The sequence below is a fragment of the Curtobacterium sp. MCBD17_026 genome, assembly GCF_003234895.2.
Classification (GTDB): domain Bacteria; phylum Actinomycetota; class Actinomycetes; order Actinomycetales; family Microbacteriaceae; genus Curtobacterium; species Curtobacterium flaccumfaciens.
Genome location: NZ_CP126281.1, coordinates 1,326,455 through 1,344,857 on the forward strand (window position 1 = coordinate 1,326,455; position 18,403 = coordinate 1,344,857).

The window sequence follows — 18,403 nt, forward strand, 5'->3', positions numbered from 1 at the left end:
AGTCGGACGACCGTCGCCGCAACCGCGGGCGGCCGCCGTTGACCCTGCAGCAGCCCCACCGGAGCATCGGACCATGACCGACCAGCAGGCCACCACCACCCGCGTGCTCACGCTCACGCCCGCGATGCCGTCCCCGGACGTGCCCGCCTGGGCCGGCGCGGCCTGGGTCGGCGCCGTCGACCGGCAGGAGGCGCTCGCCGCGTCCGCCGTCGAACTCGCCGGCGCCACCGGCTTCCGCCGCGCCCGCCTGCTCGTCCGCGACGGACGCGAGATCGCAGGGTTCGTCGACGTCAGCGTCGACGCGGAAGGCGGCGTGGACCCGGCCGAGCTGGGACCGGCCCTGCGCGCCCTGCGCACCACGGGCCTCCCGGCCGCCCCCGCGGGGACGCCGGTCGGACGCATCTCCGTCGTCATCGGCACCCGCGACCGGCCCGAGGACCTGCGTCGCTGCGTGCGCTCGGTGCTCGCGTCCGAGCACGACGACTTCGAGGTGCTGGTCGTCGACAACGCGCCCACCACCACCGCGACCCGCGACGTGGTCACGTCGCTCGCGGACCCGCGCCTGCGGTACGTCCTGGAGGCCCGACCCGGCGTCTCGCGCGCACGGAACGCCGGACTCGCCCTCGCGTCCGGGGTCGTGGTCGCCTTCGTCGACGACGACGTGGTCGTCGACCGGCACTGGCTCGCAGCGCTCGCCGACGCGTACGCACGCGACGCGGACGTCGTCTGCGTGACCGGCCTCGTGCCCAGCGGCGAACTCCGGACCCCCACGCAGCGGTACTTCGACGAGCGCGTGACCTGGGCGCGCAACACCGACCGCCGGGTGTTCCGCACGTCGGCGCCGCCGGCGGACCTGCCGCTGTTCCCGTTCTCCGTCGGCGCGTTCGGCACCGGTGCCAACATGTCGCTCCGTCGTTCGGCCGCGCTCGCCCTGGGCGGGTTCGACGTCGCGCTCGGCCCGGGCACCCTGGCCCGCGCCGGCGAGGACCCCGACCTGTTCACCCGGGTGCTGTTCTCCGGCGGCGCGCTCGCGGTGGAGCCCTCGGCCGTCGTCTGGCACAAGCACCGGCCGGACCGTGCGGCGCTGCGCTCGCAGGCGCTCGGCTACGGCACCGGCCTCGGTGCGTGGGTCACCAAGCTCATGCTGCGACCGCGCACCGCACTGGCCGTGCTCCGTCGGGCGGTCGGGGCGCTGCGGCAGCTCGGGGCGCTCGGACAGGGCGGCGGCGGCGCCGATGAGGTGTCCGCCGCGGTGGACGCCGTCGGCGGGTGGCCGGTCGACGACGCGTTCCGCGAGGCGACGGCCGGCCTCAAGCGCGTCGAGCTCGTGGCGGCGCTGGGCGGACCGTGGCGGTACGTCGTCGGGCGGTCGCGGCGCGGGTGACCGCGGTGCGGGCGACCGCACTTCGCGTGCACCGATCGCACCGCGCGTACCGCACGCACCGAGACGGACGGGAGGCCCGTGGCGACGCTGCCACGGGCCTCCCGTCCGTCCCGGTGCGGACGTCTCCTGCGCGCCGCCTAGGGGCGGAAACGGCCCTCCTCGACCTCACGCCAGAACCGACGGCTGCGGAAGTACGCCGCCGGACCCGCCGGGAAGCCGCGGAACTCGTGGTACGCCAGCGAGCGCGGGATCCGGGTCGTGGAGGCCTCGGTGATGCTCTCGGCCGCGGCGTCGCGCCGGCCGGCCAGTCGTGACACCAGCTGCTTCAGCTTGATCTTGCCTGCCCGGGGCATCAGCCGCGCGAGCACGAGCGCGTGCCGGCGGTCCTTCGCGATGAGCTCGCACATCAGCGCCGTGAACCCGACGCCGTTCGAGTGGAGCTGCCCGTGCAGCCCGGCGAGGTCCTGCCGGTGCCGGTGGTGCACGACCGCGCGGGGTTCGAAGCCGATCCGGCCACCGCTCCACAGGATGTCGATGAAGATCGCCAGGTCCTCGCCACCGCGGGCGGGCACACCGGCACCCAGCACGGGGTCGAACCCGCCGACGGCGTCGAACGCCGAACGTCGGACCGCCCAGTTCGCGCCGGCACCGTAGCCGCCGATGCCGTACACGGCGAAGTGCTTCTGCACCGAGCCGTCGGGGCGGACGGCCCGGGCCTGCGCGTGACGCATGACCCCGGGGACGTCGTCCGGCACGATCGTCACCGGCTGGAAGGTGCGCTCGCCGCTGAAGCCGCCGTAGTACGCCTCGTACCAGATCTGCGCGGGGGTCTCGAGCTCGACGGGCAGGATCATCCCGGTGACCGCGGCGACCTCGGGCTCGCGGACGAAGCGCGTGCCGATGGACCGGAGCCACTGTGCGTCGACCCGGACGTCGTCGTCGGTGAACGCGATGATCTCGCCGTGCGCCGCGGCGACCCCGGCGTTGCGACCGGCGGAGCAGCCCGGACGGCGTTCGGTGACCAGCCGGACGTCGCGGCCCTCGAGCAGCCCCGGCAGGGCGTCGACCTCGGGCAGCTTCACGCGGTTGTCGACGAGGATGACCTCGTACCGCGGGTAGTCGAGGTGCTCGAGGAAGTCGAGCAGCTTCCGGATGTCCTCGACCCGGGTGACGATGGTCGACACGACGATCGAGATGAGCGGGAGGTCGAGGTCGGGGATCGGGGTCTCCGTCGCACCGGAGGTCCGTGCGAGGCCGTCCACCAGGGGTTCCATCGCGCGGGCGGCGTCGGCCGGGTCAGCGGTGAGCAGCACGTCGAGGGTGGTGACGGGGAAGCCGTCGCGGTAGCCGACGACGAGCGCGGAGGAACCCGACTCGTCGGCGACCAGGCGCGGCAGCGGTGCGTCGAGGTCGACGCTGACGACCCGACGGGGGCCGGGCACGGTGACGGAGGATTGCAGGGTCATGGTCGGGACGCTACGACCGCCCGCGGTGTCCGGACAACGGACCGGACCAGCAGTGGCGGGGTTCGTGCGGGGTTCCGCAGTGCGGTGCGTGTGCCCCCGACGGGGGTGAGCGCTCACCCAGGAAGCCACGGGAACCTCATGCGTCACGCTCAGGTCACGGAACCGATGCAACCGGTTGCGCTCCCGCTGGACCGGGCGTAGCTTCCTCCTCCAGCAGGCAGTGTCGCCTGCTCCAGGCCAGCGGTGTCGTGATCCGACCGAGCCGTCCTGGTGATCTCAACGAGGAGACAACGCTGTGAAGACAACACGCGCCAGGGTGCGGTTCGCGTCCGTTGCGGGGGTCGCGGTCATCGGGCTCGTGCTGACCGGCTGCTCGAGCGGCAGTTCGGCGGACGACGACGCCAAGAGCGGCCAGGACAGCCGCGGACCCATCACCTACGTTCAGGGCAAGGACAACTCGAACGTCGTCCGTCCGCTCATCGCGAAGTGGAACAAGGCCCACCCGGACGAGAAGGTCACCTTCAAGGAACAGTCCGACCAGGCCGACCAGCAGCACGACGACCTCGTGCAGCACTTCCAGGCGAAGGACGAGAACTACGACGTCGTCGACGTGGACGTCGTCTGGACCGCCGAGTTCGCCGCGAAGAAGTGGCTCACCCCGCTCACCGGCGACATGAAGCTCGACACCTCGAAGCTCCTGCCGTCGACGGTGAAGACCGCCACCTACAACGACACCCTCTACGCCGCACCGCAGACCTCGGACGGTGCCCTGCTCTACTACCGCAAGGACCTCGTCAAGACGCCTCCCACCACGTGGAAGGAGATGATGGACGACTGCAAGATCGCGAAGGACGCCGGCATCGGTTGCTACGCGGGGCAGTTCGCGAAGTACGAGGGACTCACCGTCAACGCCTCCGAGGCGATCAACGGCTCCGGCGGTTCGGTGCTCAGCAACGACGGTGCACCCGACGTCGACACCGACAAGGCGAAGGCCGGCCTGCAGAACCTGGTGGACGCGTTCGAGGACGGGAACATCCCGGCCGAGGCGATCACCTACCAGGAGGAGCAGGGCCGCACCGCGTTCGAGGACGGCAAGCTCCTGTTCCTGCGCAACTGGCCGTACGTCTACAGCCTCGCCAAGACCGACGGCTCGTCGAAGGTCAAGGACACCTTCGGCATCGCGCCGATCCCCGGTGCCGACGGCGTCGGTGCCTCCACGCTCGGTGGGCACAACGCGGCGATCAGCGTGTACTCGAAGCACAAGGCCACGGCGCACGACTTCCTCGAGTTCCTGACCTCGGACGAGACGCAGAAGTTCTTCGCGACCCAGGGCTCGCTCGCCCCGGTCGTCGGTGACCTGTACACCGACCCCGAGCTGACGAAGGAGCTGCCCTACCTGCCGACGCTGCTCAAGTCGATCGAGTCGGCCGAGCCGCGCCCGGTCACGCCGTTCTACCCGGCGGCGACGAAGGCGATCCAGGACAACACCTACGCGGCGCTCAAGGGATCGAAGTCGGTCGACGAAGCCATGAAGGACATGCAGGACGCCCTCACGGCCGCGACCAGCAGTTGACACACAGCGGCTCACGCCGCGTCGGAGGGGAGGCCCGTGGCGGGTCCGCCACGGGCCTCCCCTCCGTTCCCACCTGTGTTCCGACACCCCCGGCAAGGAGGCCGACACGTGTCAGCAGCAACCGAGATCCCCGCAGCCATCCCGAACCCGACCGGGCTCGAACCGAAGCGCCAGCGGCGCAAGGGCGGGCTCAACGCCGAGCACGGCCGCTGGGCCGTCTACCTCATCGGCCCGACGATCGCGCTCCTGGCGGTCGTCATCGGGTACCCGGTGGTCAGCGCGATCATCCAGTCGTTCCAGCTCGACCAGGGACTCGACAAGGCGACCGGCCTGTTCGTCGAGGGCGGCTTCGCCGGCGTGACGAACTACGTGCACTGGCTCGGCCAGCGGTGCGGTGAGGTCACCTGCCCGCCCGGCAGCCTCGGCTCGCAGTTCTGGGTGTCGATGGGCAACACGTTCTTCTTCACCGTCGTCACCGTGCTCGCCGAGACGGTGATCGGCGTGTGGATGGCCATCATCATGAACCGCAACTTCAAGGGCCGCGCCCTCGTCCGTGCCGCGATCCTGGTGCCGTGGGCGATCCCGACGGCCGTCACCGCGAAGCTCTGGTACTTCATCTTCGACGCGAACGGCGTGCTGAACCAGGTGATCGGCCACCAGATCCTCTGGACCAGCGGCGAGTGGGCATCCCGGTGGGCGGTCATCATCGCCGACACCTGGAAGACCACGCCGTTCATGGCGCTGCTCATCCTGGCCGGGCTCCAGCTGATCCCGGAGGAGGTCTACGAAGCCGGGAAGATGGACGGCGCCTCGACCTTCCAACGGTTCGTGCTCATCACCCTGCCGCTCATCAAGCCCGCGCTCATGGTCGCGATCCTGTTCCGCGTGCTCGACGCGCTGCGCATGTACGACCTGCCAGCGATCCTCACCGGCGGCGGCGGTGGTTCCGGCAACGCCACCACGACCCTGTCGATCCTGGTCGTCGAACAGATCCGGCAGGGCTTCAACTCCGCGTCGGCGCTGTCGACACTCACCTTCCTGGTGATCTTCGTCGTCGCGTTCCTGTTCGTGCGGTTCCTCGGCGCCAACGTCGTCCAGACGCAGGCCGCCCAGCAGAAGGGTGAACTCAAGTGACGCTCGCAGCAAACCGTCCGCGGTCCGGGGCCGTGCGCCGCGACCGCGCCGTCGACCGCACCGAGGTGCGCGTGCGCCGGGACACCGGGCCGCGGATCCGCACCGCCCTGCAGGCCGTCGTCATCGCCGTGTGGTGCCTCCTGCCGTTCTACTGGATGGTGGTCACGAGCTTCCGTGACGTCGGCTTCACGTTCGACGCCACCCCGTGGCCGACCCACGTGACGCTCGACAACTACGCGACGGCGTTCTCCACCTCGCTCGGCAACCACCTCGGACGGGCACTGCTCAACAGCCTGCTCATCGGTGGGGTCGTGACGATCATCGCCCTGCTCGTCGGCACCACGGCGGCGTACGCGCTCGCCCGGCTCGAGTTCCGCGGCAAGTCCCTCATCGCCGGCGCGATCCTGGCCGCGTCGATGTTCCCCGGCGTCGCCCTCATCTCGCCGCTGTTCCAGCTGTTCACCGACATCGGGTGGATGGGGTCGTACCAGGCGCTCATCCTGCCGAGCATCTCGTTCGTGCTGCCGCTGACCGTGTACACGCTCGCGTCGTTCTTCCGCGAGATGCCGTGGGACCTGGAAGAAGCAGCCCGCATCGACGGGTGCACCCGGGTGCAGGCGTTCCGGCGGATCATCCTGCCGCTCGCGGCGCCCGCGGTGTTCACCACGGCGATCCTGGCGTTCATCTCGAGCTGGAACGAGTACCTCATCTCGTCGCAGCTGTCGAGCGACGCGACACAGCCGGTGACCGTGGCGATCGCCTCGTTCGCCGGGTCGCAGCCGCACCAGGAGCCCTACACGGCGGTGATGGCCGCCGGCACGATCGTCACGATCCCGCTCGTGGTCCTCGTCCTGATCTTCCAGCGGCGCATCGTGGCGGGGCTCACCGCCGGCGGCGTGAAGGGCTGACGACCATGGCCCAGCGCGGACCCACCCGTCCCACCGCCCACATCGAGGAGTCCATCGGCTTCGTCGGGATGTTCGGCGTCCTCTTCCTCGGCGTCACGGTGTTCTGCGAGCTCACCGGGCGACCGGCCCTCGGCTGGGCGCTCACCCTGCTCGTGTGCGTGCTCGGAGTCGTCGCCCTGGACCGGTGGCGGGTCGCCGTCCTCCGCCGGACCACGGCGCAGGACGGCACGGGTGGATCCGTGTCCCGGGGTGTCGGTGCTGCGCCCGCGGTGGCCCCGGTGCACACGTCGGTCACCGACCCCACCGGTCGCCGACCCCGACCCGGCGCGGACGGACGGGTGCACCAGCACGCCGGCTGGGACGAGGTCGCACCGGCTGCACGACAGCCGGCGCGCATCGCAGAGGTGCCGGAACGCAGGGCGGACCGCGGCGTGCCCGCGGTGGCGGCCCGACGGGGTGGACCCGACGCACCGGCGGACGTGACGCACGGCACGGACGGCTGACGGGCCTCCCGGGTCGCACCGATGGGGATCCAGGAGATCGCGACCGTCACGGGGCTGTCGAAGTCCACGGTGTCGCGGGCGCTCCGCGGCATGTCGAACGTGGCCGACACCACGATCGAGCAGGTGCAGCGGGTCGCCGACGAACTCGGGTACGTCCCGAGCTCGGCAGCGGCCGGCCTCGCCACCGGTCGTCAGCGCGCCGTCGGGGTGGTCGTGCCCGTCATCGATCGCTGGTTCTACGTCAAGGCGCTCGGCGGCGTCGACGCGGAACTCCGCCAGGCCGGGTACGACCTGGTCCTCTACAACCTCGGCGGCCCGGGCGGCGACCGCGACCGGGCGTTCCGACGCTCGATGCTGCGGCACCGGGTCGACGGCCTCGTGCTGCTCTCCCTGGTACTCGACGCCACCGAACGGGCCGAGCTCGAACTCAGTCGGCACCCCATGGTCGTCATCGGCGGCCCCGCACCGGGTCTGCGCAACGTGGGCGTCGACGACCGCGAGGTCACCCGGATCGCGGTCGAGCACCTGCACGGACTCGGCCACCGGCGCATCGCCTACGTCGGCGGGCAGGACGAGGCCGGCATGAACGTCGCAGTGCCGCACCTGCGGCGGGACGGGTTCCTCGACGCCGTGCGGTCGGGCGGACAGGCCGTGCCGGAACGGTGGTCCCTCGACGGCCGCTTCTCGTTCGCCGGCGGTGCCGCCGCCGGGGCCGTGCTGTTCGCCGAGCCGGCGCCGGAGCGACCGACGGCGGTGCTCTGCGCCTCGGACGAGATGGCCCTCGGTGTCCTGCTGGCCGCGCGCCGAGCCGGTCTCGCGGTACCGGAGGACGTGTCCGTGATGGGGATCGACGGCCACGAGTACGGCGCCACCGTCGGACTCACCACCGTCGCGCAGGACCCGGTGGCGCAGGGACGGACCGCTGCACGGGCGGTGCTCGCCGAGGTCGACGGCGGTGTCGCCGGCCCGATCGCGGCGGCACCCGCGCACCTGGTCGTCCGCGCGACCACGGGGCCCTGCCCGCACGGTGCCGCGTAGGGTCGCCCGCATGGAGGTCACCAAACTCGAACACGCCTGCCAGGTCATCGCCGAGAGTGACGCCCGCCTGGTCCTCGACCCGGGGAACTTCACCCGACCGGTCGACGCGTCCGGGGTCGTCGCCGTCGTCGTCACGCACGAGCACCCGGACCACGTCACCCCCGAACAGGTCCGCCGGATCCTCGACGCGAACCCCGGTGCCGTCGTCATCGGACCGGAGGGGGTCCGCGCGGCGCTCGCCGAGGTGGACATCACCGTCGACGTCGTCACGGACGGCGACCACCGGACGGTCGGCCCCTTCGCGCTCACCTTCCACGGCACGCGGCACCAGCTGATCCACGCCTCGGTGCCGATCGTCGACAACACCGGCGTGCTCGTGAACGGCCGGCTGTTCCACCCGGGCGACTCCTACACGGACCCGGGCGTTCCGGTCGAGGTCCTCGCGGCACCCGTCGGGGCGCCGTGGCTCAAGGTCGCCGAGATGATGGACTACGTCGCCGCGATCGCGCCGTCCCGCGCGTACCCGATCCACGAGGCCACCCTGTCCGAGGTCGGCTTCGGCATGCACACGGGGCGGCTCCGCGAGGCCGTCGAGCCCGCCGGGTCGCTCGTCGTGCTGCGCCCGGGGGAGTCGCTCACGCTCTAGGGCTGCGCTGCGCGGCCTGGAGGCCCGTGGCGGCGCCGCCGCGGGCCTCCCGTCCGTCACCGAGTGAGCAGAACGCGACGGGTCGCGTCCACGCACCCGGCTTCTTCTGCTCACTGGTCGGGCGCCCGCCGGCGCAGTCGCGCCGCGACCAGGCGGTCGAGCGTCAGGGCGTCCCACGGAGCGTGCCGCTCGGCGTCGTTGTCGAAGTACACGTAGACGTCACGGCCGGCCTCGGCGTGCTCGAGGACCGTCGTCGCCCACCCGCCGAGTGCCCGGGGCGAGTACCCGTCGTGGTAGGTCCGGGGTGCACCGTGCAGCCGGAGGTACGCGAGCGGTGCCCCGGTGTCCGCCCGGAAGCGGGGGAAGTCGCCGGCGTGCGAGTCGACGAGGGCGACGCGGTGTCGGCGCAGCACGTCGAGGTGCTCGTCGCCGAAGCCGGCTGCCCGGACCTCGAGCGCGTGGTGGATCGGACACGCCGGTTCCTCGGGCTCCACGAGACCGTCCGGCTCCTCGGTGACCTTGTCGTCGTGGTGGCGTGCGAGTTCAGCGGCCGCACCGTGCGTCCGGGGGAGCACCCCGAGGAACGCGTCGAGCACCTCCGGCGTCGGCAGCAGGCGCTCGGGCAGCTGCCAGAGCACCGGTCCGAGGGTGTCCCCGAGCTCCAGCGGACCCGAGGCGAAGAAGTTCGCCAGCGCGGTCTCGACGTTCCGCAGCCGCAGCATGTGCGTGACGTACCGCCCGCCCTTGACCGCGAACCGGAACGGCTGCCCGCCCGAGGCCGCACGCCACGCCCGGTAGCGTGCCGGACGCTGCAGCGAGTAGAAGGATCCGTTCAGCTCCACCGTCGGGAACCGCGACGCCACGTGCTCGAGCCACCGCCGCTTCGCGAGGCCCTCGGGGTAGAAGTCCCCACGCCAGCCGTCGTACTGCCACCCGGACAGGCCGATCCGGACCGTCGCCGAGGGGCTGCCGCCGACGTGTCGTGGCGCTGCGATCGCGTCGTGGTCGGCCGTCATCGATCCACCGTATGCCAGCTCCGACACGGCGGCACACCCGGGCGACACGCCCCGTTTTGGTGCGGATGCGAGCCTTGTGCAATACTTGTCGAGTTGTCGGAACGGCCCCATCGTATAGCGGCCTAGTACGCTGCCCTCTCACGGCGGTAACGCGGGTTCGAATCCCGCTGGGGTCACCACAGGTGACATGCTCCGAGTCCGACAACAGCCGCGGCCCCATCGTATAGCGGCCTAGTACGCTGCCCTCTCACGGCGGTAACGCGGGTTCGAATCCCGCTGGGGTCACCAGTACGCAAACCCCCGTCCAGCTCCGGCTCGGCGGGGGTTTCGTCGTCTCGACTAGCCTGGATCGACCCCGTCGTCCGGGGGACGATCGCCTCGCGACGGGAGCACGATGCACGCCGAACGCCCACCGCACCTGCGCTGGAGGCTCGTCGCCCTCGTCGCCCTCGGCGGCGCGATCGGGACGGCCGTCCGCGCACTCCTCGCCACGGCGTTCCCCGCGCACGACGGGATCAGCTGGACCATCCTCGTGATCAACGTCGTCGGGGCGTTCTGCCTCGGGTTCCTGCTCGACGCGCTCGCGCGCCGCGGCCCGGACGTCAGTCGTCGTCGCGCGGTCCGGCTGTTCGTCGGCACCGGCGTCCTCGGCGGTTTCACGACCTACAGCACGCTCGCGGACGACACCGCGCAGCTGCTCGACCTCGGCCACTGGACGGCCGGCAGCGGGTTCGCCCTGCTGTCGGTCGTGCTCGGACTCGTCGCTGTCGTCCTCGGTCTGTGGGTCGCCGCGGCCACCCGGCCCCGCACCCGCCCCGAACCGCTGCAGGACGCCCGATGAGCCCGGCCGAACTGGTCCTGGTCGCCGTCGGCGGGGGAGCCGGCGCCGCCCTGCGCTTCGTGCTCGACGGCGTCGTGAAGGGCCGCGTCGCCGGTTCGCGGTTCGCCGGGTTCCCGGTCGGGACCCTGCTCATCAACGTGTCCGGATCGCTCGTGCTCGGGGTCCTGACGGGCCTCGGGCAGGCCGGCACCATCCCCGCCTCGACGGTCGCTGTGCTCGGGACGGGCATGATGGGCGGGTACACGACGTTCTCGACGGCGAGCGTCGAGACCGTACAGCTCCTCCGATCCGGCAAGACCCGGCTCGCCGTCCTGAACGGCCTCGGGATGCTCGTCGTCTCGGTCGGCGCAGCTGCGCTCGGCCTCTGGATCGGAAGGAACTCATGACCTCGGAACGCCCCGGCGAACTCGTCCTCGTCCGTCACGGAGAGACGGAGTGGTCGAAGAGCGGGCAGCACACCGGCCGCACCGACATCCCGCTCACCGACAACGGTGTCGAGCAGGCGAAGCGCGCGGGCCGGTACCTCGGGGACCGGTCGTTCGCGCTGGCGCTGTCGAGCCCGCTGCAGCGCGCCCGCGACACCGCGCACCTGATCGGCGTCGAGCCGGAGCTCGACGAGGACCTGTACGAGTGGGACTACGGCGCGTACGAGGGCCTCACCACCCCGCAGATCAAGGTGCTGCGCCACGGGCCGTGGGACCTCTGGACCGACGGGGTCCCCGCCGGTGACACCCCCGGTGAGAACGCCGCCGAGGTGCGGGTCCGCGTCGAGCGCATCCTGAACCGTGCCCGTCCGGTGCTCGCCGAGGGCCACGACGCCGTGTTCATCGCCCACGGCCACGTGCTGCGGGCGCTCGGTGCCGCGTGGATCCGGCTCGCGCCGCAGGACGGCGCCGTGCTGAAGCTCGGCACCGCCTCGGTCAGCATCCTCGGCTACGAGCACGGCCGCCCCGTCATCGACGCCTGGAACATCCAGCCGCGCGACTGACGCCGTGGTGGGCCGGACGGGCTCGCGACCGCGACGGACGCGGTGATCGCGACCACGGACGAACGGGAGGCCCGTGGCGGCGCCGCCACGGGCCTCCCGTCCGCCGTCTGCGCCCGTTCCTTCCCCTGTCACGCGCGATGGCAGGCGGAATCGGGCGTCCCTGGTCGAAAGGAACGACCAGGTACGCCCGATTCGACCCGGTACGCCCGGGACGATCAGGTACGCCCGGTTCGATCAGGTACGCCCGGTTCGACCCGGTACGCCCGGGACGACCGGGCGCGTCAGACGGTCCGGATCGCGCTCGTCGCACCCAGGGCACGGCCACGCCGGCGCTCGATCGCACGCCCGACGAGCAGCAGCCCCACGCTGACCACGGCACCGAGCACGGTCTGCGCGATGCGGTCGAGCGCCAACAGCTGGGGTGCCTCGGGCAGGCTCAACCACGACACCGCCAGGGCGAGCGGGGTGAGGAACAGCAGGCACACGGCGTAGTTCCGGGCGACGAAGATCTCGGCGAAGAACTGCCCGACGACGGCCAGCACGACGATCCACCACGCCGACGGCTCGAGCAGCAGGATGCCGACCGCGATGACCGTGCCGCCGATCGTGCCGACCACACGCTGCCCGGCGCGGACCACGGTGTGCCGCTGGCGGATCGCCGGCAGGGTCGAGACCACCGCGATGACCGCCCAATAGGGGTGCCCGAGCCCGGGGATCGACTCCGCGACGGCACCGGCGACGAGTGACCCGACGACGTTGAGCGCGACGGTCTCCCACAGCGCCGGTGTCCGCAGGACCGCGAGCGACCGGTGCTTGCGGTCGGCCAGCGGGCGGAACCGGTGCGGGGCGTGCGGGTGGAACACCCGGCGGAGCACCGCACCGGACATCGCGACGAGCCAGGCCCAGACCACCGAGCAGACGATGATCGTCGTGACGAGCGGGACGTCCGCCGGGCGCATCGGCACGAGTGCGGACACGACGAACGCGAACACCGGGAAGATCGGCTGCGCGGGGATCGCCCGGAGCGTGGAGAGGGTGCAGACCGCGACCACCAGGACGACGACGAGACCCACGGCCTGCAGCCAGAGCGGCGACCCGACGAGCCCGACCCCGATGCCGGCGAACATGCACAGCGCCTGCAGTGCACCCGCGACACCGGTGGTGACGGCACGCTGCCGGTAGGGCTCGGTCGCACCGAAGATGGCGGTGAAGCCGGCGAACATGGCGAAGGCGGCGTACCCCGGCATGTCGAGGGCGATGAGCAGCGCGAGCGGCGAGCCACCGGCGATCGCGGCGCGTGCCGCGCCCTCGAGGTTGATGGTCCGGGTCGAGTGCGCAGGTGTCGTCATGTCGTCACCATCCTCCCACCGCGACGCGTCTCGGGGAGTCGCCACGGGCCTCCAGGCCACGCCGTGGCGGGGTGCCGGGCCTGCGGCGGGCCGGGTGTCCCGCGTTGGTATACCAATGGTAGAGTCGCCTGATCGGGCCGCGGTCGCGGCGCAACGACGAGGACGAGGAGGGCTGAGCTCATGGGAAAGACGCTCGCCGAGAAGGTGTGGGACGACCACGTCGTGGTCAAGGGCGAGGACGGCAACCCCGACCTCCTCTACATCGACCTCCACCTCGTGCACGAGGTGACGAGTCCGCAGGCGTTCGACGGCCTGCGGCAGGCCGGGCGTCCGGTGCGTCGCCTCGACCTGACGATCGCGACCGAGGACCACAACACCCCGACGCTCGCCATCGACCGCCCCATCGCGGACCCGACGAGCCGGATCCAGATCGAGACCCTCCGTCGCAACTGCGAGGAGTTCGGCGTCCGGCTGCACTCCCTGGGCGACAAGGAGCAGGGCATCGTCCACGTGGTCGGTCCGCAGCTCGGCCTGACCATGCCCGGCATCACCGTGGTCTGCGGCGACTCGCACACCAGCACCCACGGGGCCTTCGGCGCGATGGCGTTCGGCATCGGCACGTCCGAGGTCGAGCACGTCCTCGCGACGCAGACCCTGCCGCTCAAGCCCTTCAAGACGATGGCGATCACGGTCGAGGGCACGCTGCGCCCGGGGGTGACGGCGAAGGACATCATCCTGGCCGTGATCGCGAAGATCGGCACCGGCGGTGGACAGGGTTACGTGCTGGAGTACCGCGGCTCCGCGATCCGCGCGCTCTCGATGGAGGGCCGCATGACGATCTGCAACATGTCGATCGAGGCCGGTGCCCGCGCCGGCATGGTCGCCCCCGACGAGACCACCTACGACTACGTGCAGGGCCGCGACCACGCGCCCACCGGTCAGGACTGGGACGACGCCGTCGCGTACTGGGAGACCCTCGCCACCGACGACGACGCCGTGTTCGACGCCGAGGTGTTCATCGACGCGGACGAGCTCGAGCCCTTCGTCACCTGGGGCACGAACCCCGGCCAGGGCGTCTCGCTGTCCGAGAGCGTGCCGGACCCGGCCGCCTACAGCGACCCCAACGACCAGGCCGCTGCTCGCCGCGCGCTGGAGTACATGGACATCACCGCCGGCACCCCGATGAAGGACATCGCCGTCGACGCGGTGTTCATGGGGTCCTGCACGAACTCGCGCATCGAGGACCTGCGGGCCTTCGCGTCGATCATCAAGGGCCGCACCAAGGCCGACGGCGTCCGGGTGATGGTCGTGCCCGGCTCCGCGCGGGTCCGGCTCGAGGCCGAGGCCGAGGGGCTCGACCAGGTGTTCACCGAGTTCGGTGCCGAGTGGCGGTTCGCCGGCTGCTCGATGTGCCTGGGGATGAACCCGGACCAGCTGGCACCGGGGGAGCGCTGCGCGAGCACCTCGAACCGCAACTTCGAGGGTCGCCAGGGCAAGGGCGGCCGCACGCACCTGGTGTCGCCGCTCGTCGCCGCGGCCACCGCGGTGCGCGGCACGCTGTCCAGCCCGTGGGACCTGGAGACCGACGACGAGATCGCGGCGGCGACGTCCGCCACCGCCACCGAGGGGACCTTCTGATGGACAAGATCACCACCGTCTCCGGCATCGCCGCGCCGCTCAAGCGGTCCAACGTCGACACCGACCAGATCATCCCCGCGGTCTACCTGAAGCGCGTCACCAAGACCGGCTTCGAGGACGCCCTGTTCGCCGGGTGGCGGCAGGACCCCGACTTCGTGTTGAACCAGGAGCGCTACCAGGGTGCCCGTGTGCTCGTCGCCGGGCCGGACTTCGGTACCGGATCGTCCCGCGAGCACGCCGTCTGGGCGCTCCGCGACTTCGGCTTCACGGTGGTCGTCTCACCCCGTTTCGCGGACATCTTCAAGGGCAACGCCGGCAAGCAGGGCCTGGTCACGGCGATCGTGACCGAACCGGAGGTCGAGCGTCTGTGGGCCGCCATCGAGGCGAACCCGGGCATCGAGGCGACGGTCGACCTCGTGACGCAGCGCGTGTCGCTGGGGGATGTGGACGTCCCCTTCGAGATCGACGCTTACACTCGTTGGCGGTTGATGGAAGGGCTCGACGACATCGGGCTCACCCTCCGTGACGAGACCTCGATCACGGAGTTCGAATCCCGCCGCTCCAGTTGGCGGCCGAAGACATTGCCGGTGAAGTAGTGAACTCTCTCGTACAGGACGCAGCGGCCGCAGGGGCGCGCGTGGGCCTCAAGTCGGACGAGATCGTCATCCGCGGGGGCAAGCCGCTCGTGGGACGCATCGAGGTCCGTGGGGCGAAGAACCTCGCGACCAAGGCCATGGTGGCGTCGCTGCTCGGTGACACCCCGTCGATCCTCCGTGACGTGCCGGACATCTCCGACGTCAAGGTGGTCCGCGGGCTGCTCGAGGTGCACGGCGTGCGCATCACCGATCCTGCACGAGGCGAACTCATCCTCGACCCGTCGCGGGTCGAGTCGGCGCACTTCGCCGAGATCGACGCACACGCCGGTTCGAGCCGCATCCCGATCCTGTTCTGCGGTCCGCTGCTGCACAAGCTCGGCGAGGCGTTCATCCCCGACCTCGGCGGCTGCCGCATCGGCGACCGCCCGATCGACTTCCACCTCGACGCCCTCCGCGCCATGGGTGCGGTCGTCGACAAGCAGGTCAACGGCATCCACCTGACGGCCCCGGACGGCCTGAAGGGCGCGTCGATCGAGCTGCCGTACCCGAGCGTCGGCGCGACCGAGCAGGTCCTGCTCTCGGCGACCCTCGCCAAGGGCGTCACCGAGCTGCGGAACGCCGCGATCGAGCCCGAGATCATGGACCTCATCGCGATCCTGCAGAAGATGGGCGCCATCGTCTCGGTCGAGCCGAACCGCGTCATCTTCATCGAGGGCGTCGAGTCGCTCCGCGGCTACACGCACCGCGCGATCAACGACCGCAACGAGGCCGCGAGCTGGGCCTCCGCCGCGCTCGCCACGAACGGCGACATCTTCGTCGAGGGTGCGAACCAGCAGGAGCTCATGACGTTCCTCAACGTCTTCCGCAAGGTCGGCGGCGGGTTCGACATCCAGGAGGACGGCATCCGGTTCTACCGCGAGCTGGACACCCTGAAGCCCGTGGTCATCGAGACCGACGTGCACCCCGGCTTCATGACGGACTGGCAGCAGCCGCTCGTCGTCGCGCTGACGCAGGCCGACGGCCGGAGCATCGTGCACGAGACCGTCTACGAGAACCGCTTCGGCTTCACGGACGCCCTGAACGAGATGGGTGCCGACATCGTCGTGCACAAGGAGGGGCTGCCCGGCCACGACCGTCGTGTCGCCCGCCGCCCGTTCGAGCAGGCCGCCGTCATCACCGGTCCGACGAAGCTGCACGCCGCCAACGTCCGTGTCCCCGACCTGCGCGGCGGGTTCAGCCACCTCATCGCGGCGCTGACCGCCGACGGCGAGTCGCACATCACCAACGTCGGCATCATCAGTCGCGGCTACGAGCACTTCATCCCGAAGCTGCGCAAGCTCGGCGCCGACTTCGACTTCGCTGGATAGGCGCAGTGCGGGCTGCAGGAAAGGGCGACGGTCTGGAGGCCCGTGGCGGCTCCGACGCGCAGGTCACGACCGGCCTCCCCGTGCGTGGGCGCCGGTGGCGCCGCGGTGAGCTGAACACCGCGTTCCGGATCGTCGCCTCGATCGTCATCCCGACGTTCCGGTTCTCGGCGCGCTACCACTGGCACGGCCCGAACCGCCTGCCGGCCGAGGGTGCGTTCGTGCTCGCGCCGAACCACTTCACGAACATCGACCCCCTGGTCGTGGGCACCGCCGTGTACATCTCGAAGCGGGCGCCGCGGTTCCTCGCGAAGGCGTCGCTGTTCAAGGTCCCCGTGGTCGGCAAGCTCATGTCCGGCATGGGACAGATCCCGGTCGAACGCTCCGGCCGGACGCGCCTGAGCGACCCGCTCGGTGGCGGACGCTCGTTGGTCGAGCAGGGCGGGGCGATCATCGTCTACCCCGAGGGCACGCTCACCCGCGACCCCGACCTGTGGCCGATGCGCGGCAAGACGGGTGCGGTGCGGATCGCGCTCGAGAACGACGTGCCGCTCATCCCGATGGCCCACTGGGGCACGCAGAACATCATGGCGCGGTACGGCAAGAAGCTCCGGCTGTTCCCGCCGTCCCGCGTCGACGTGATCATCGGTGACCCGGTCGACCTGTCGGCGTACCGCGGTCGGCAGATCGACCAGCAGATGCTCGGCGCGGCCACCGAACTCGTCATGCGCGAGATCACCGCGCTGCTCGAGGTGCTCCGTGGCGAGCGGGCACCCGCGACCCGCTGGGACCCGGCGGCGAACAACCAGAAGGAGACCGGCCGGTTTGAGTGACCTCCGACCCCACGACGACCGACCCGACCCCGCCGCCGCGGCTCCGGGGGCCTTCGACACCGCCGCGATCCGGGTGGTCATGCAGTCGACCGACAAGCCCCGGGTGGCCGTGATCGGTGCCGGCAGCTGGGGCACCACGTTCGCGAAGGTGCTGGCCGAGGGCGGTGCGTCCACCGTGGTGTGGGCCCGCCGCCCCGAGGTCGCTCGCGAGATCACCGAGACCAAGCGCAACTCGGACTACCTGCCCGGCATCAACCTGCCCCGCACCCTGACCGCGTCGACGTCCCTCGAGCGCGTGCTCGACGGCGCCTCGCAGGTGTACGTCTCGGTGCCCTCGCAGACCCTGCGCTCGAACCTCGCGGCGATCCGCGAGCTGCTGCCCGCGGACGTGCCGGTCGTCAGCCTGATGAAGGGCGTCGAGAAGAGCACGGGACTGCGGATGAGCGAGGTCCTGCTGCAGGGCCTCGGCATCGACCAGGACCGCATCGCGGTGGCCAGTGGCCCGAACCTGGCGCTCGAGATCGCCCGACGGCAGCCGACAGCTGCCGTGGTGTCGTCGTCCTCGCTGGAGACCGCCACCGAGGTCGCCGCAGTCGCGACGAACCCGTACTTCCGGTCGTTCATCAACACCGACGTCATCGGCACCGAGTTCGGCGGCGTGCTGAAGAACCTCATCGCCGTCGCGATCGGCATCGTCGACGGGGTCGGCTACGGCGAGAACACCAAGGCCTCGATCATCACGCGCGGCCTCGCCGAGATGACCGACTTCGCGGTGTCGCTCGGCGCGCAGTCGTCCACGCTGTCCGGGCTCGCGGGCCTCGGCGACCTCATCGCCACGTGCCAGTCACCGCTGTCGCGGAACAACACCGCCGGGCGGTTGCTCGGCCAGGGCTACCGGTTCGACGAGGTCGTCCGCCAGATGAACCAGACGGCGGAGGGGCTGGCCTCGGTCGCCCCGATCCTCGAGCTGGCCGCGGCGAACGGCGTCGACATGCCCATCGTCAGCCAGGTCGGCGAGGTCCTCGCCGGTAGGCTCGATCCGCGCAACATCGCGCCGCACCTCACCGAGACCGACGAGCCGCAGGGCGAGTGACCGGTCCCGCACCGAGTCACGAAGGGACTCCCG

At 71.2% G+C, this 18,403-nt stretch carries 18 protein-coding genes and 2 tRNA genes; 17 read left to right on the plus strand and 3 right to left on the minus strand.

Annotated elements, in window-relative coordinates; translation table 11 throughout:
- The first annotated feature begins 73 nt into the window (after nt 1-73).
- A complete protein-coding gene (locus tag DEI85_RS06295; RefSeq protein ID WP_181436355.1) occupies nt 74-1,384 on the plus strand; it encodes a glycosyltransferase family 2 protein in 1,311 nt (436 codons plus the stop codon).
- Nucleotides 1,385-1,521: 137 nt separating this feature from the next.
- On the opposite strand, the gene DEI85_RS06300 is transcribed toward DEI85_RS06295, so the two are convergent.
- Nucleotides 1,522-2,850, minus strand: coding sequence for a glycosyltransferase (locus DEI85_RS06300; protein ID WP_110859128.1), 1,329 nt, complete (start codon nt 2,848-2,850; stop codon nt 1,522-1,524).
- A gap of 295 nt (nt 2,851-3,145) precedes the next feature.
- Here DEI85_RS06300 and DEI85_RS06305 point away from each other — a divergent pair, with 295 nt between their 5' ends.
- The 6 genes from DEI85_RS06305 (at nt 3,146) to DEI85_RS06330 (ending at nt 8,652) form a co-directional block, all read left to right on the plus strand.
- Nucleotides 3,146-4,423 carry an ABC transporter substrate-binding protein gene (locus DEI85_RS06305; protein WP_111123482.1) on the plus strand — a complete coding sequence of 426 codons (1,278 nt, stop codon included), beginning with the start codon at nt 3,146-3,148 and terminating at the stop codon, nt 4,421-4,423.
- 108 nt (nt 4,424-4,531) lie between these two features.
- The gene (locus DEI85_RS06310) at nt 4,532-5,557 is read left to right on the plus strand and encodes a carbohydrate ABC transporter permease (protein WP_111090492.1); all 1,026 of its coding nucleotides are present in this window, start codon (nt 4,532-4,534) and stop codon (nt 5,555-5,557) included.
- A gap of 65 nt (nt 5,558-5,622) precedes the next feature.
- Nucleotides 5,623-6,465: a carbohydrate ABC transporter permease gene (locus DEI85_RS06315; RefSeq protein ID WP_258369806.1), complete on the plus strand. Its 843-nt coding sequence runs from the start codon at nt 5,623-5,625 to the stop codon at nt 6,463-6,465.
- A 5-nt stretch (nt 6,466-6,470) separates the two neighbouring features.
- Complete coding sequence (locus tag DEI85_RS06320; protein WP_181436354.1) at nt 6,471-6,968, plus strand: hypothetical protein; 498 nt, start codon at nt 6,471-6,473, stop codon at nt 6,966-6,968.
- 21 nt (nt 6,969-6,989) lie between these two features.
- Nucleotides 6,990-8,006 (plus strand): LacI family DNA-binding transcriptional regulator, encoded by a 1,017-nt coding sequence (locus tag DEI85_RS06325; protein WP_111123480.1) that lies wholly within the window; start codon nt 6,990-6,992, stop codon nt 8,004-8,006.
- A 10-nt stretch (nt 8,007-8,016) separates the two neighbouring features.
- A complete protein-coding gene (locus DEI85_RS06330; RefSeq protein ID WP_111123479.1) occupies nt 8,017-8,652 on the plus strand; it encodes an MBL fold metallo-hydrolase in 636 nt (211 codons plus the stop codon).
- 110 nt (nt 8,653-8,762) lie between these two features.
- Here the strand turns inward: DEI85_RS06330 and DEI85_RS06335 are convergent, their stop codons facing one another.
- Nucleotides 8,763-9,668 (minus strand): DUF72 domain-containing protein, encoded by a 906-nt coding sequence (locus tag DEI85_RS06335; protein ID WP_111090490.1) that lies wholly within the window; start codon nt 9,666-9,668, stop codon nt 8,763-8,765.
- Nucleotides 9,669-9,771: 103 nt separating this feature from the next.
- Here DEI85_RS06335 and DEI85_RS06340 point away from each other — a divergent pair.
- From DEI85_RS06340 to DEI85_RS06360, 5 genes are all read left to right on the plus strand, one after another.
- Nucleotides 9,772-9,847, plus strand: a tRNA-Glu gene (locus tag DEI85_RS06340).
- Nucleotides 9,848-9,880: 33 nt separating this feature from the next.
- Nucleotides 9,881-9,956 (plus strand) — tRNA-Glu (locus DEI85_RS06345).
- Nucleotides 9,957-10,062: 106 nt separating this feature from the next.
- Nucleotides 10,063-10,509 (plus strand): fluoride efflux transporter FluC, encoded by a 447-nt coding sequence (locus DEI85_RS06350; RefSeq protein WP_110859121.1) that lies wholly within the window; start codon nt 10,063-10,065, stop codon nt 10,507-10,509.
- Entirely contained in the window at nt 10,506-10,895 is a 390-nt protein-coding gene (gene crcB / locus DEI85_RS06355; protein ID WP_110859120.1) for a fluoride efflux transporter CrcB, read from the plus strand. Before DEI85_RS06350 ends, crcB begins: the two co-directional genes overlap by 4 nt.
- A complete protein-coding gene (locus tag DEI85_RS06360) occupies nt 10,892-11,497 on the plus strand; it encodes a histidine phosphatase family protein (protein WP_027465908.1) in 606 nt (201 codons plus the stop codon). Before crcB ends, DEI85_RS06360 begins: the two co-directional genes overlap by 4 nt.
- Before the next feature lie 281 nt (nt 11,498-11,778).
- On the opposite strand, the gene DEI85_RS06365 is transcribed toward DEI85_RS06360, so the two are convergent.
- The gene (locus DEI85_RS06365; protein WP_111123478.1) at nt 11,779-12,846 is read right to left on the minus strand and encodes an FUSC family protein; all 1,068 of its coding nucleotides are present in this window, start codon (nt 12,844-12,846) and stop codon (nt 11,779-11,781) included.
- A gap of 180 nt (nt 12,847-13,026) precedes the next feature.
- Here DEI85_RS06365 and leuC point away from each other — a divergent pair, with 180 nt between their 5' ends.
- The 5 genes from leuC (at nt 13,027) to DEI85_RS06390 (ending at nt 18,370) form a co-directional block, all read left to right on the plus strand.
- Nucleotides 13,027-14,484: a 3-isopropylmalate dehydratase large subunit gene (leuC, locus tag DEI85_RS06370; protein WP_111090488.1), complete on the plus strand. Its 1,458-nt coding sequence runs from the start codon at nt 13,027-13,029 to the stop codon at nt 14,482-14,484.
- On the plus strand, nt 14,484-15,080 hold the full coding sequence (leuD, locus tag DEI85_RS06375; RefSeq protein ID WP_110859117.1) for a 3-isopropylmalate dehydratase small subunit: 597 nt from the start codon (nt 14,484-14,486) through the stop codon (nt 15,078-15,080). Before leuC ends, leuD begins: the two co-directional genes overlap by 1 nt.
- Nucleotides 15,080-16,447 carry a UDP-N-acetylglucosamine 1-carboxyvinyltransferase gene (murA, locus tag DEI85_RS06380; protein ID WP_110859116.1) on the plus strand — a complete coding sequence of 456 codons (1,368 nt, stop codon included), beginning with the start codon at nt 15,080-15,082 and terminating at the stop codon, nt 16,445-16,447. Before leuD ends, murA begins: the two co-directional genes overlap by 1 nt.
- A gap of 5 nt (nt 16,448-16,452) precedes the next feature.
- A complete protein-coding gene (locus DEI85_RS06385; protein WP_110859115.1) occupies nt 16,453-17,277 on the plus strand; it encodes a lysophospholipid acyltransferase family protein in 825 nt (274 codons plus the stop codon).
- Nucleotides 17,278-17,356: 79 nt separating this feature from the next.
- Nucleotides 17,357-18,370 carry an NAD(P)H-dependent glycerol-3-phosphate dehydrogenase gene (locus DEI85_RS06390; protein WP_110859161.1) on the plus strand — a complete coding sequence of 338 codons (1,014 nt, stop codon included), beginning with the start codon at nt 17,357-17,359 and terminating at the stop codon, nt 18,368-18,370.
- Nucleotides 18,371-18,403: the final 33 nt, after the last annotated feature.